The organism is Streptomyces globosus, from assembly GCF_003325375.1.
Classification (GTDB): Bacteria; Actinomycetota; Actinomycetes; order Streptomycetales; family Streptomycetaceae; genus Streptomyces; species Streptomyces globosus_A.
Map to the genome: position 1 here is coordinate 3884164 of NZ_CP030862.1, position 11948 is coordinate 3896111.

Consider the following 11948-nt stretch of genomic DNA (forward strand, 5'->3'; position numbering starts at 1 on the left):
TTCCGATGACCCCTCAGGCGTACCCTCCCCCGGCCCGTCCCGCCGCCGCTTCCGCACCGGCGGGCGGCTGGCAGAGCCTGCACCTGTCGCTGCACACCGGTGCCGCGGACACCGACGCGTTCGTCACCGGCGCTCTGGCGCCGCTGATGGACGCCCGGTACGGGCCGGAGTCCGGCGGTGCCTGGTTCTTCATCCGGTACGGCGAAGGGGGGCCGCACCTGCGGATCCGGTTCCGCGGGCCGGGGGCGGGGCCCGTCGACGCGGCCCGGCTCGCGGCGGAGCTCGGCGGCCTCGCCGCCGACACGGCCCCGGTGGCCGGGCCCTGGCCGGTCCGCCACGGCGAGGTCCACGCGGTGCCGTACGAGCCGGAGACGGAGCGGTACGGGGGTCCGGAGGCGCTCCCGGTCGCCGAGGAGGTGTTCGTGCACGCGACGCGCGCCGCCGTGGCAGCCCTGCGCGCGCTGCCCGCGCGGGCGGACCGGCTGGGGCCGGCCATGGACTTCGCGCACGCCACCGCCGCGGCGCTCGGACTGGACGAGCTGGCGGCCGCGGGCTGGCTTCGCCGGCATGCCGCGTCCTGGCGCTGGGTCGCCGAGGTGCGGCCGCTGCCCGGGGCCGCCGTCCACACTCGCGTGAACTCGGTGTTCGCCACGCAGCGGGAGGTTCTGGCGCGGCGGGCGCGGGCCGTGCGCGCCGGGGCCGCGGAGGGCGGTGCCGCGCCGTGGCTCGACGAGTGGGTACGGCAGGTCCGCGCGGCGGACGCCGTGCTGCGGGCGGTGGTCCCGGCGGGCGGGCCGGGCACTCCGGAGCGGGCGGATCGGCGGCTGTGGGTGTGGGCCTCGCAACTCCACATGCTGTTCAACCGGTTGGGTGTGGCCCCGGACGAGGAGCGGGCCGTGTGCCGGCTCGCGGGTCGGGCCCTGCTGGAGCCCTCGGGCGGCGGCGGGCCGGCGGCCGGGCCGGCAGGCGGCGGGTTCTTCGAGAGGGGTGCGCGCGCCGCGGACTACCAGTACCTGGAGCGGAGCAAGTTCCAGGTCGGCCGCGGGCAGGACACGGCGGTCCGGGACGTCCCGCGGCCGCCCGCCGTCCCGGAGGGCCGCCGCGTCGAGGGGGAGGTCCCGCTGCCGGCGGCGCCGCTGCCGCCGGTTTCCCTGGGCGGGGCGCTGCACGGCCGGCGCTCGGCGCGCGGCGCGCTGACGGGGCCGCTCGACGCGGCGGAGCTGGGTGGCGTGCTGTGGCATGCGCACGCCCCGAGTCACACGTCCCGGCAGGTCACGGCCGACGGGACAGAGCGGAAGGCGCGGCACCGCCCGTATCCGAGCGCGGGCGCCCTGTACAGCGTGCGGGTGCGGCTGCTCGCGTGGGATGTGGCCGGGCTGCCCTCGGGCACCTACCACTGCGCGCCGGAGCGGCGGTCGCTGGTGCGCCTGGGGCCGGCCCCGGAGGTGGAGGCGGTGAAGGCGCTGTCCTCGTACCTGGCGCTCCCGGAGGGCGACCCGGACGCCGTCGGGATCGACGCGGCGCCGGCCGTCCTGGCCGTCCACCTCGACCTGGGGCTGCTGCGCGGCCGGTACGGGCTGCGGGCGCTGCGGCTCGGCCTGCTGGAGGCGGGGCACCTGGCCCAGGTGCTCCAGCTGACGGCGGGCGCGTTCGGGCTGGCGACGATCCCGCTCGGCGGCCTCCAGGACGACCTGGCGCACGAACTGCTGGGCTTGGACGACCTCGACGAGCCCGTCCAGTACCTCCTCCCGCTCGGCCGCCCGGCGGGATGACCGGGCAGGCCGGACGGCGGACAGACGGCGGTCAGGCTGCGGGGCGCCAGTAGCCGAGGCCGTTCACCCGCTGCTTGGGCAGGCCGAGTTCCTTGCGCAGGTACCCGGTGAGGGTGCGGGTGGTCGCCGTGTCGCAGGCCAGCCAGACGTACGCGGTCTGCGGGTCGGGCGCCAGGCCGGGAAGCTCTGCGCGGATGCGCTCGACGAGGGCGGCGCCGCCGCCGGAGCGGGGGACGCGGCGGATGTCGTGCCGGTCGGCGTCGAGCCGGACGGGCAGGTCGGCGTCGTCCTCGTGCTGGGTCTCGAACCAGATGGTGGCCGGGGTCTGCGGGTGGGCGTCCAGCAGGGAGTTGATGGCCGGCAGGGACGCCGGGTCGCCTATCACCAGCAGCCGGTCCGGGGCCGGTGCCGGTGCGGTGAAGCCGGTGCCCTGCACGGTGGCGTCGATGGTGGCGCCGGGCTCCGCGGTGCGCGCCCAGTCGCTGGCGACGCCGTCGTGGAGGGCGAACTCCAGGGAGAAGGTGCCGGCGGCCGGGTCGGGGTCGACGAGGGTGTAGGCGCGCTGGTGCGGCTTGCCGTTGTCGGTGAACCACAGGCGGACCCACATGGTGGGGTGCAGGGAGCCGCCGGCGGCGGCGAGCAGTCCGCCGTCGGTGAAGGAGACGCGCCGGTAGTGCGGGGTGACCTGTTCCGCCCCGGTGACCGTGAACGTGAAGTCCTTGCCGCGCAGCAGCTTGAGGACCACGCCCTCCCAGCCCTTGCCGACCGCCATGTCCGCCCCTTTCCCTGACGCCGTATAGTCAGGCGAGCCTAACCTAATAATTTTCGGGGCGTGGAGCGGACCCCGCACGGCCGGCCGGGCCGGCCGCGGCCCCGGCGACCGGCGCCCCGCACCGGCCGCGATCCGGCCGGACGCCACGAAGGAACGGAAGAACCGCCATGAGACCCGAGTCCACCGCCCTCGCATCGCCGCGCGCGGACGTCTACACCGAGACCGTCCCCGGCTTCGGCACCGTCCGCTTCACCCCGGTCGACCCCGCGGCGGACTCCGCCGTCCTCCACTCGTGGGTCGTCGAGGAGCGCGCCCAGTTCTGGGGCATGATCGGCGCGAGCCGGGAACTGGTGCAGGAGATCTACGAGGACGTGGACCGCCGCGACACCCACCACGCCTACATGGTGCGGCTCGACGACGAACCGGTGGCGCTGTTCCAGACGTACCAGCCCTCCGAGGACCGCGTCAGCCTGTGCTACGAGGTGCGTGAGGGCGACATCGGCGTCCACCTGATGCTGGCACCGGCGAACGGGCGGCCCCGGCCCGGCTTCAGCCGCACGCTGATCGGCTCGCTGACCCGCTTCACCTTCCGCGACCCGGCCGTCCTGCGCGCCGTCGGCGAGCCCGACGCCCGCAACGCGAAGGCCGTCGCGATGCTGGGCCGCCTCGGGTTCGTCCCGCAGGGGGAGATCACTCTGCCGGAAATCGACCTGCCGGAGATATACCTCCCGGAGAAGCGAGCCGTGCTCGCCTTCCTCGACCGCCCTGCCGTGCTGCCGCCCGCCGACGGGAGCACCCCGACCCCCTAGGAACCCGTATGCCCGCAGCGCACCGGAACGCCACGGGGCTCCGGCCCCCGGACTCCCGCACCGCCGGCGGCCTCGGCCGCATCGCCCTGCGCGGCGTCGACCCGGCGGCCGACGCCGCGCTGATCCACCGCTGGGTGAGCCAGGAGCGGGCCCGGTTCTGGGGGATGGGCGGCGCGGACCGCGAACGGGTCCGCGAGGTGTACGAGGACCTCGACCGCCGGGACACCCACCATGCGTTCCTGGCCCTCCTGGACGGCGTACCGGCCGCGCTGTTCCAGTCGTACGACTGCGCGGCCGACCGGGTGTCGGAGTGCTACCCGGTCCGGCCGGGCGACGTGGGCGTGCACCTGCTCATCGGGCCGCCGTCCGGCCCGCCCCGGCCGGGCCACACGGCGGCCCTGCTGGGGGCGTTCCTGTCGTACCTGTGGGGGCTGCCGGGGACCCGCCGGCTCGTCGCGGACCCGGACCCGGCCAACCACAGGGCGGTGGCGAGGCTGGAGCGCACCGGCTTCGTACGCGGCCCGGAGGTCGGACTCCCCGGGATCGACCTGCCGGAGGTCCGCATCCCCGCCAAGCGCGCCCGCCTCCTCTTCCTGGACGCCCCGCCGCGGCCCTGACCTCAGGGGGCGATGGGCAGCTGCCGCTTGTGCTCGGTGGCCCGGTAGCGGCGGGCGATGATGTCGAAGGCCCGCTCGCCGACCGGCTTGCCCTCCAGGAAGTCGTCGATGTCGTCGTACGTGACGCCCAGCGCGTCCTCGTCCGCCTTGCCCGGGTCGAGGGTCTCCAGGTCTGCGGTCGGCACCTTCCACACCAGCTCGGCCGGGGCGCCCAGCGCGTCGGCGACGGCGCGCACGCGGCGCTTGGTCAGTCCGGTGAGCGGCACGAGGTCGGCGGCGCCGTCGCCGAACTTGGTGAAGAACCCGGAGACCGCCTCGGCCGCGTGGTCGGTGCCGACGACGAGGCCGTCGTACGCGCCGGCGACCGCGTACTGGGCGATCATGCGCTGGCGGGCCTTGATGTTGCCCTGGACGAAGTCCTGGTGGTGGGCGTCGCGGAAGACGACGCCCGCGGCGACGGCGGCGGCGAGTGCCGCGTCGCTGGCGGGCTTCACGTCGACCGTCAGGACGTGGTCGGGGCGGATGAACGACAGCGCCAGCTGGGCGTCCTTCTCGTCGGCCTGGACGCCGTACGGCAGGCGCATCGCGTAGAAGGCCGCCTCGTGCCCGGCGGCGCGGGCGCGCTCCACGGCGAGCTGGCACAGCCGGCCCGCGGTGGTGGAGTCCACGCCCCCGCTGATGCCGAGGACGAGGGAGCGCAGGCCGCTCGCGGTGAGCTTCCCGGCGAGGAAGGCCACACGGCGCTCGATCTCGCGCTCCGCGTCGAAGGCGTCGGTGACCTGGAGGTCCCGGGCGATCTCCTGCTGCAGGGCGGTGGACGCCGGCTCGCTCACGGCTGCTCCTCGGGGTCGTGCGCGTGGGTACGCGGGGGCGGTTCGCTGTTCCGCACCGACCCTAGCCCAATCGGCCGTGCGGCCTTCCTCCGGCCGCCCGGCGGCCGGTCCGGCCGGGCTCCTGCCGGGGTCCTGCCGGGGTGCGGGGTGGGGCCAGGGGCTACGGGGACAGTTCGAGGTAGGCCGGCCGCCCCTGTCTGCGCGCGGCCAGCGCCGCCTGCCACACGGGCAGCACGTACGGCGGGACCATGTCCGCGGTGACGTCCTCGGGCCGGCAGAAGCGGATCTCGCCGATCTCCGACTCCTGGAGCGTGATCCGCTGCTGCTGCTCCGGGGTCAGCTGCGGGCCCTCGAAGACGTGGAAGACGTGCGCGCCCCCCGGACGGGCCAGCCACGCGGTCACCAGCAGGCCGCCGACCTCCAGGTCCAGGCCGATCTCCTCGCGCAGCTCGCGGCGCAGCGCCGCCGTGGGGAGTTCGCCCTCGTCGAGGTGGCCGCCCGGCAGGTTCCACCGCTCGTTGTGGACCGGGTTGACGACGAGCACCCGGCCGTGTCCGTCCGTGACGACGGCGGCAGCCGACGCGGTGGCCGTGGTGCGGCGCGCGGGCGCGGTCATGGGTGCTCCTGTCACGGCGGGGCGGGCCCGCCGCTTCCGGCCGGCGGGGTCGGCGCTCACCGTAACAACGCGGCCGCAGACGGGCTCCGTGGGCCCGGGCCGGGACAGGGGCGGGGCCCGCGGCCGGCGCACGAGGGGGGCGCACAGGGCGGAGCCCATCGACAGGGTGTCGCCGCCCGGTCACACTGGGGCACGGAGGTGGCACATGACGGAACGCGAACGCGCGCGCGAACGGACCGACGGCATGCGGCCCGCCGTCCGGGAGACATACGGCCCCGCGGACCTCAGCGCGGTTCCCGTCTTCGCCGGCGGCTTCATCAACTTCGGCTACTGGCAGCCGGGCGACCTGGGCCGCCCCCTGACGGTCGGCGACCGTATCCGCAGCCAGGAGGACCTGTACCGGCACGTGCTGGACACCGTCGGCCCCGTGGAGGGCGGCGAGGTGCTGGAGGTGGGATGCGGCCTCGCGGTGGGCTGCGCGCTGGCCCTGGAGGAGTACGCCCCGGCGCGGATCACCGGCATGGACATCCACCCCCAGCAGCTGGAACGGGCCCGCCGGGCCAACACCCGTGCCCTGGCGGCGGCCGGGCCGGGCCGGTTCCGGCTGGTGCGCGGAGCGGCCGAGTGGATGCCGTTCGGGGAGGCCGAGTTCGACCGCGTCTACAGCGTGGAGGCCGCCCAGCACTTCGACGACCTGGAGGCGTTCGCGGCGGAGGCCGCCAGGGTGCTGCGGCCGGGCGGGCGGCTCGCCGTCGCGAGCTTCTTCGCCGCCGACCCGGCCGCCCCGGAGCCGCTGGCGGCACTGCTGACGACCTTCGCCGACGGGCTGGACATCGCCCGGCAGCCCGCGGACCTGACGGACGCCCTGACCCGGGCAGGGCTGGAGGGCGCGCGGGCGGAGTCCATCGGCCCCGCCGTGTGGCCCGGCTGGGACCACTGGCTGTCCGCCCAGTGGGAGCCGGGCACCTGGCCGCGGAACTTCCTGCACGCCTGGGAGCGGGGGCTGCTCGACTACTACGTCGTCACCGCCGAGCGCCCCCGCGCCTGACCGCTACGGCCTGGGCAGTTCGCGCGTCAGCTTCGACTGCCACGGGCACCAGGTGGAACGCGGCAGGAGCGCCCCGCCCACCTCGTCCAGGTGCTCGTCCACGTAGGCGATGCTCGCGTCGCAGACCTCCATCGCCATGCCGAAGAACTGCACCGAGTTCGGATCGAGATGGTAGGTCCACGGCTTGTTGTACGAGGCGGGCGTCTTGACGACGGTGCCCATGACACCGCGGTGCTCGGTGTCGGCGCCGCTGAGGATGTTCCGGGCCTGGCGGATCTTGGCCGGGTCGGTGAGCTTGATGACGAACGTGTCCGTGCCGTCCGTGAACTCGAAGTAGGTGGCGCGCGCCGCCGCGGACACCGTGTCGCCTTCGGCGGGCTGGGCGGCCTGGGCGGGCTGGCCCAGCGCCAGCGCCAGCATCGAGACTGCCGCGACACTGCCGGCGCGGGTGAGGATTCGTCGCATGACCGGTACCTCCGTACCTGATGGGTCGTATGGGGCCTTTCGGCCTTTCGCAACGCACCGTATGCAACTCACCAGACCCAATGGCCACTTGGGACATGAAACTGCCTCAAAGGACACCAAGTGCACCCACCACCCTGCCCGGAGGGCCACGCTCCGCAGTTCCGGCGGCCCGGCTGCCCCTCCGCCCGCATCCCCGCTCCCGACCTGCCGTCCCGGCCCGCGGAGCCGCCCGCGAGGGCGCGGGCGCGGCCTGCGGTGGGGCGTCTGGACGCCAGTCGGCGCATGCGGTTCCGGGCGACACCCGCTCCGGCCCCTGGGGCGGGTTGTCGGGTGGTAGTGCAGGGGACCGGCGGGGTAGGTCTGCAGTGGCCTGCGGGTGGTCCGCGGCCGCGGGCCGCGGGCGGCCCGGCACGGGGGAAGGGAAGCATCGTGGGAAGCGGAGTGGGCGCAGGTGGAGATCCGGCCGGTGCGGCGCATGCCGGGCAGCCGGTGACGGCCGCCGAGTTGTTCGACGGGCTGGGGATCGCCTACGAGGAGGCGTTCGGCAGGCTGCCCGCGCAGTCGGACGCCGTCGACTGGCTGGCCGCCCGACTGGCGCCCGGCGCCCGCGTCCTCGACGTCGGCAGCGGTACGGGCCGCCCGGTCGCCGAGCGGCTCGCCGACGCCGGGTTCGAGGTGACCGGGATCGACGTGTCACGCGTCATGGTCGAACTGGCCCGAGCCCAGGTCCCGAAGGCCCGGTTCGAGCAGTGCGACGTACGGGACTTCGCCCCGGAGGGCGGCTTCGACGCCGTCTGCTCCTTCTTCCCGCTGCTCATGATGAGCCGGGCGGAGGCATCGGCCGCATTGCGGCGGATGGCCGGCTGGCTGGTGCCGGGCGGCTACCTGGTGTCGGCCACCGTGCCGGCCGACGTGGAGGACGCCGAAGTGGAGTGGATGGGGCGGCGCGTGCGGGTGTCGAGCTGCTCGACCGACGCCTACCTGCGCCTCCTCCGCGAGGACTGCGGCCTGGAGCTCCTGCACCACTCCGTCTCCCTCTTCCTCCCGGACGGCGGACTGGCGGCACCGGAGGAGCACCTCTTCTGCTACGCCCGCCGCCCGGTCGACGGGGAGTGAGGGCGAGCCGGCGCCGCGGGGGCGGACAGGGAGAGGAACGGCGGGGCGGGGCGGCGAGGGCGGAGCTGACGGGTCGCATGCGGGTGCACCTTTCGACGGGGAGCAGAGACAGCCCCCGACCGCAGGGACGCGGCGGTCCGCTGTCGCGGTACCCGGCCGCGTCGCGGCGCGCCCCATCCGAATGGCGCCGTCCGAATGGCGCAGCTCCCGCTACGCGGGGAGGTTCAGCTGCCAGGAGACGCCGAAGCGGTCGCTCACCCAGCCGAACTTGGGGCTGAAGCCGTACGAGCCCAGCGGCATCAGTGCCGCGCCGCCCTCCAGGAGGGCCTCGTACAGGCGGTCCAGTTCGGCCTCGCTGTCGCACTGGACGAAGAGGGAGATCGCCGGGGTGAACCCGAAGTCGTGCTTGGCGGGGCTGTCGATGCACATGAGCTGCTGGCCGGCGAGGGAGAACACGGCGTGCTGCACAGTGCCCTCGGGGCCGGGCTCGCCGGGGCCGTAGCGGGTGATGTCGAGCACCTCGGCGTCGTCGAAGAGCGAGGTGTAGAAGGCCATCGCCTCCTCCGCTTGGCCCTCGAACATCAGGAACGTGGTGATCTTCTGGGATGTCGCGGCCATCCTGCCTGCTCCAAGGAGGTGGGGTGCGGCTGTCGGTGCGACAGTAGGGCACACGGCAGCCGAAACCCCGTCAACTCCCCCTGCCGTGAGGCGAACCCGTACCCCTCCCCTATCATCTGTTCGATTCTCGACTCCCGTGGGCGTTCACGTCCGCACGGGAGCAAACACGATGAGAGGCAACGGGGACTTGGGATTCAAGGCCGGATATCGGATATCAGTGGTCGGCGCGTGCGCCGTGGCGGCCATTGCAGGAGGAATCATGTCCTCCAGTGCCTTCGGCACGGAGGACGGCGGTGACGGCCCGCAGGCCGCGCAGTCGGCGCCGCTGCCGGCGCCGGACGTGCACGCGGCGGACACCGCCCCGTCGCGCACCGACCACACCGCGTTCCGCGACGGCGTCATGCACCTCGGCGGCGACACGGCGGCGCCCGCCGGAGCAGGCGGCTCCGCGAAGGCCGCCGCGGGTGCGGCCGCCCGGGCGGCGGCCGCCGCCGCTCCCCCGCAGGGCGAGGGGTGGAAGCTGAGCGGAGCCACGAAGTGGCTGGCGACCGGCTACACGATCAAGTTCTACGACCAGAAGTCCGCGGACTGGCTGGGCCCCTACGCCAAGGCCACGGCGGCGGACCTCCAGCGGATCACGAACCTGCCGGTCAAGGTCGACACCAAGCCGGTGGGCTGGGAGTACTCCCGCCCGAAGGGCGAGGTGATCCTGGGCGTGCTGCACCGGCCCTGCCTGCCGCCGGACGGCGACATCATGGGCAACACCGGTTGGAAGGTCGTCCGCGACGGCTCCGGCATGGCCAACCTGAGCTGCGGCTTCACCAGCTCCTCGGTGCCGGAGACGGTGACCAGCGGGCACGCGTACATCGACAGCGAGTTCTTCACCCCGCAGGGCAAGCCGACCGCCGCCATGGGCGAGACGTACATGCGCAACCACATCAGCCACGAGATCGGCCACACCCTGGGCCTGACGCACGCGAATCGCAGCATGAAGCGGAGCGACTGCGTCAAGGGCACCGACTCCGGCCAGTTCCCCGTCATGTGCTCGCCTGCGTACGCGTACCAGGACAAGCGGGCCGGCACGTACGTGCAGCAGTTCGACGTCCAGGGCTTCCGCAGGCTGGCCGCGGGCGCGGGCGCCGTGCTGCCCCCGCAGGGGAAGGTCTCCGGCATCGCCGGGAAGTGCCTCGACGCCAGGGGCGGCAAGGCGGCCAACGGTACGCAGATCCAGCTCTACACCTGCAACGGATCGGTCGCGCAGTCCTGGATCCTCGGCAAGGACGGCACCTTCCGGGCGCTCGGCAAGTGCCTCGACAATGCGCGCAACGGCAGCGCCAACGGCAACAAGATCCAGCTGTGGGACTGCAACGGCTCCGCCGCGCAGCGCTGGTCGGTGAACGCCAAGGGCCAGATCGTGCACGTCGCGTCGGGCAAGGTGCTCGACGTGAAGGGCGGCGCGACCGCGAACAGCACCGTCGTCCAGCTGTACACGCCGAACACCGGCAAGGGCCAGCTCTGGAAGGCGCCGAAGTAGTCCGGTCCCCCGCCGCTGCGGCTCAGCCCGGGAGCAGGGCGTCGACGACGTCGACGACCAGGTCGCCCAGCGACCTGCCGCCCGTGCCGAACGCGGCGGCGAGGGCGTAGCCGACGGCGGCGTCCTGCGGCTGGGGGCCGGCGCCGGGCAGCCAGTCCGCGGCGACGGACCCGTCGCCTCGGGAGGTGAACTCCCCGAGGCGGCGGCCGTCCCGCAGGAACCTGCTGGCCGTCGCCGAGCAGGGCACCAGGCGGTAGCGGCTGCCGCCGGCGCGGGCGTCGACGCGGTAGGAGCGGCGGGGGATCCAGGCCCGGGCCGGGCGGATGCCGGCCGGGCCGCCGTCCACGGTGAGGGTGAGGCGTCCGCCGTCGCGGGTGCCGATCGGCGCGTACCGGTTCGGCTTGGCGCCGCCACCGCGGACCAGCCGCACCTCGGGCAGCGCCCCGCCCGCCACGGCCACCGTCCCCCGGCCGGCGTCGAGGCGGACGTCGACGGGCCCGAAGCACTCGTCCGCGACGGGCCCGGACGGGCCGGCCGTACTGTCGCCGCCGAACGGCGGCTCCGCGTCGGAGAACGGCAGGGACGGATCGTGCATGGCGGTCTTCCTCGGAGCCGAAGGGACGGACGGGCCGCCGGCCACTGCACGCCCGGCACCCCCGACCATGATCGCCCACCCGGCGGACGCATCGCACGCGAGACGGCCCGGCAGCCGGGCCATGGGCGACGATGGTGCCCATGTCCGAACGATTCACGACCCGAGTCCTCGACCTCACCACAGGCCGCACCGAGACCGTGACCGACCTGACCCGCCACTGCGAGCGCTTCCTCTCCGACGCCGCAGCCGGCCGCGACGGCCTCCTGAACGTCTTCGTCCCGCACGCCACCGCCGGCATCGCGGTGATCGAGACGGGCGCCGGCAGCGACGACGACCTCCTCGACGCCCTCCGCGCCCTCCTCCCCGCCGACGACCGCTGGCGTCACCGCCACGGCTCGCCCGGCCACGGCCGCGACCACGTCCTCCCGGCCTTCGTCCCGCCCCACGCAACCCTGCCGGTCGTGGCGGGCCGCCTGGAACTGGGCACCTGGCAGTCGGTCTGCCTGGTGGACACCAACAAGGACAACCCGCAACGCCAGGTGCGCCTTTCGTTCCTCGGCTGAGCCGAGGATCAGGGGGCGATGTCCGACGGCTGCACTCCCGGGTGTGGAACCTGACGGTGTGCCGGATGCGCTTTACCCCACCATGTTCGGGGCGGCAAGCCGTCTCACCCGAAGGGGTGGTGAACGCGTTGACCCGTCTGGTCGGTGGGGTGGGGTTCCCCTACGGTCGGGCCCCGGTCGTCGCTCGCGGTGCGGGGCGGCGGCGTGGGAGCAGGCCGGGACTGGGAGAGGACGGCACAGGGTGGTCATGCACGAGGACTGGACCGACGGCGCGGTGTGCAGGACCGCCGACCCCGACGAGCTCTTCGTGCAGGGCGCGGCCCAGAACCAGGCCAAGTCGGTGTGCGGGAGCTGCGGGGTCCGTACGGAGTGCCTCGCCTACGCCCTCGACCAGCGGATCGACCACGGCATCTGGGGCGGGATGACCGAGCGGGAGCGGCGCGCGCTGTTGAAGCGGAGGCCGCTGGTGACGTCGTGGCGGCGGCTGTTGGAGGCCGCCCGGCAGGAGCACCACCGGCAGACGGGCCCCGCGGCGGTGCGCCGGGCCGGCTGACCGCCGGGCCGCCCGGGTGCCGCATCGCCGGAATGCC

The 11948-nt window shown here is 74.5% G+C and carries 14 protein-coding genes; 8 read left to right on the forward strand and 6 right to left on the reverse strand.

Translation table 11 applies throughout. The annotated features are described in order from the left end of the window. Nucleotides 1–5 precede the first annotated feature (5 nt). A complete protein-coding gene (locus C0216_RS17050) occupies nucleotides 6–1772 on the forward strand; it encodes a thiopeptide-type bacteriocin biosynthesis protein (protein WP_114056114.1) in 1767 nt (588 codons plus the stop codon). A 31-nt stretch (nucleotides 1773–1803) separates the two neighbouring features. On the opposite strand, the gene C0216_RS17055 is transcribed toward C0216_RS17050, so the two are convergent. Further along, the gene (locus tag C0216_RS17055; RefSeq protein ID WP_114056115.1) at nucleotides 1804–2544 is read right to left on the reverse strand and encodes a siderophore-interacting protein; all 741 of its coding nucleotides are present in this window, start codon (nucleotides 2542–2544) and stop codon (nucleotides 1804–1806) included. Between the two features lie 167 nt (nucleotides 2545–2711). Between C0216_RS17055 and C0216_RS17060 the strand changes: the two genes are divergently transcribed. Then, nucleotides 2712–3353 carry a GNAT family N-acetyltransferase gene (locus C0216_RS17060; RefSeq protein WP_114056116.1) on the forward strand — a complete coding sequence of 214 codons (642 nt, stop codon included), beginning with the start codon at nucleotides 2712–2714 and terminating at the stop codon, nucleotides 3351–3353. 8 nt (nucleotides 3354–3361) lie between these two features. Continuing rightward, nucleotides 3362–3970, forward strand: coding sequence for a GNAT family N-acetyltransferase (locus C0216_RS17065; RefSeq protein ID WP_114056117.1), 609 nt, complete (start codon nucleotides 3362–3364; stop codon nucleotides 3968–3970). Nucleotides 3971–3972: 2 nt separating this feature from the next. On the opposite strand, the gene nadE is transcribed toward C0216_RS17065, so the two are convergent. Together nadE and C0216_RS17075 are read right to left on the reverse strand one after the other, a co-directional pair. Continuing rightward, nucleotides 3973–4803, reverse strand: a complete 831-nt coding sequence (gene nadE, locus C0216_RS17070; protein WP_114056118.1) for an ammonia-dependent NAD(+) synthetase — start codon at nucleotides 4801–4803, stop codon at nucleotides 3973–3975. A gap of 160 nt (nucleotides 4804–4963) precedes the next feature. Next, nucleotides 4964–5419 carry an NUDIX domain-containing protein gene (locus C0216_RS17075; protein ID WP_114056119.1) on the reverse strand — a complete coding sequence of 152 codons (456 nt, stop codon included), beginning with the start codon at nucleotides 5417–5419 and terminating at the stop codon, nucleotides 4964–4966. A gap of 205 nt (nucleotides 5420–5624) precedes the next feature. On the opposite strand from C0216_RS17075, the gene C0216_RS17080 reads away from it, so the two are divergent. Beyond that, nucleotides 5625–6467, forward strand: a complete 843-nt coding sequence (locus tag C0216_RS17080) for a class I SAM-dependent methyltransferase (RefSeq protein WP_246042583.1) — start codon at nucleotides 5625–5627, stop codon at nucleotides 6465–6467. A 3-nt stretch (nucleotides 6468–6470) separates the two neighbouring features. Here the strand turns inward: C0216_RS17080 and C0216_RS17085 are convergent, their stop codons facing one another. Then, nucleotides 6471–6932, reverse strand: a complete 462-nt coding sequence (locus tag C0216_RS17085) for a calmodulin-binding protein (protein WP_114056120.1) — start codon at nucleotides 6930–6932, stop codon at nucleotides 6471–6473. A gap of 429 nt (nucleotides 6933–7361) precedes the next feature. Between C0216_RS17085 and C0216_RS17090 the strand changes: the two genes are divergently transcribed. Continuing rightward, nucleotides 7362–8048 (forward strand): class I SAM-dependent methyltransferase, encoded by a 687-nt coding sequence (locus tag C0216_RS17090; RefSeq protein WP_246042584.1) that lies wholly within the window; start codon nucleotides 7362–7364, stop codon nucleotides 8046–8048. Nucleotides 8049–8258: 210 nt separating this feature from the next. On the opposite strand, the gene C0216_RS17095 is transcribed toward C0216_RS17090, so the two are convergent. After that, a complete protein-coding gene (locus C0216_RS17095) occupies nucleotides 8259–8666 on the reverse strand; it encodes a VOC family protein (RefSeq protein ID WP_114056122.1) in 408 nt (135 codons plus the stop codon). Between the two features lie 259 nt (nucleotides 8667–8925). Here C0216_RS17095 and C0216_RS17100 point away from each other — a divergent pair, with 259 nt between their 5' ends. Then, a complete protein-coding gene (locus tag C0216_RS17100) occupies nucleotides 8926–10200 on the forward strand; it encodes a ricin-type beta-trefoil lectin domain protein (RefSeq protein ID WP_246042585.1) in 1275 nt (424 codons plus the stop codon). A gap of 22 nt (nucleotides 10201–10222) precedes the next feature. Here C0216_RS17100 and C0216_RS17105 read toward each other — a convergent pair whose 3' ends face one another. Continuing rightward, complete coding sequence (locus tag C0216_RS17105) at nucleotides 10223–10795, reverse strand: hypothetical protein (RefSeq protein ID WP_246042586.1); 573 nt, start codon at nucleotides 10793–10795, stop codon at nucleotides 10223–10225. Between the two features lie 140 nt (nucleotides 10796–10935). Here C0216_RS17105 and C0216_RS17110 point away from each other — a divergent pair, with 140 nt between their 5' ends. Together C0216_RS17110 and C0216_RS17115 are read left to right on the forward strand one after the other, a co-directional pair. Continuing rightward, nucleotides 10936–11358, forward strand: a complete 423-nt coding sequence (locus C0216_RS17110; RefSeq protein ID WP_114056124.1) for a secondary thiamine-phosphate synthase enzyme YjbQ — start codon at nucleotides 10936–10938, stop codon at nucleotides 11356–11358. A gap of 247 nt (nucleotides 11359–11605) precedes the next feature. Then, nucleotides 11606–11911 carry a WhiB family transcriptional regulator gene (locus tag C0216_RS17115; protein WP_114058728.1) on the forward strand — a complete coding sequence of 102 codons (306 nt, stop codon included), beginning with the start codon at nucleotides 11606–11608 and terminating at the stop codon, nucleotides 11909–11911. Nucleotides 11912–11948 lie beyond the last annotated feature (37 nt).

Bases quoted from the DNA above. Each gene is read 5' to 3' on its own strand.
- C0216_RS17050 (WP_114056114.1), top strand. From the start codon at position 6: ATGACCCCTCAGGCGTACCCTCCCCCGGCCCGTCCCGCCGCCGCTTCC.
- C0216_RS17055 (WP_114056115.1), bottom strand. From the start codon at position 2,544: ATGGCGGTCGGCAAGGGCTGGGAGGGCGTGGTCCTCAAGCTGCTGCGC.
- C0216_RS17060 (WP_114056116.1), top strand. From the start codon at position 2,712: ATGAGACCCGAGTCCACCGCCCTCGCATCGCCGCGCGCGGACGTCTAC.
- C0216_RS17065 (WP_114056117.1), top strand. From the start codon at position 3,362: ATGCCCGCAGCGCACCGGAACGCCACGGGGCTCCGGCCCCCGGACTCC.
- C0216_RS17075 (WP_114056119.1), bottom strand. From the start codon at position 5,419: ATGACCGCGCCCGCGCGCCGCACCACGGCCACCGCGTCGGCTGCCGCC.
- C0216_RS17080 (WP_246042583.1), top strand. From the start codon at position 5,625: ATGACGGAACGCGAACGCGCGCGCGAACGGACCGACGGCATGCGGCCC.
- C0216_RS17085 (WP_114056120.1), bottom strand. From the start codon at position 6,932: ATGCGACGAATCCTCACCCGCGCCGGCAGTGTCGCGGCAGTCTCGATG.
- C0216_RS17095 (WP_114056122.1), bottom strand. From the start codon at position 8,666: ATGGCCGCGACATCCCAGAAGATCACCACGTTCCTGATGTTCGAGGGC.
- C0216_RS17100 (WP_246042585.1), top strand. From the start codon at position 8,926: ATGTCCTCCAGTGCCTTCGGCACGGAGGACGGCGGTGACGGCCCGCAG.
- C0216_RS17105 (WP_246042586.1), bottom strand. From the start codon at position 10,795: ATGCACGATCCGTCCCTGCCGTTCTCCGACGCGGAGCCGCCGTTCGGC.
- C0216_RS17110 (WP_114056124.1), top strand. From the start codon at position 10,936: ATGTCCGAACGATTCACGACCCGAGTCCTCGACCTCACCACAGGCCGC.
- C0216_RS17115 (WP_114058728.1), top strand. From the start codon at position 11,606: ATGCACGAGGACTGGACCGACGGCGCGGTGTGCAGGACCGCCGACCCC.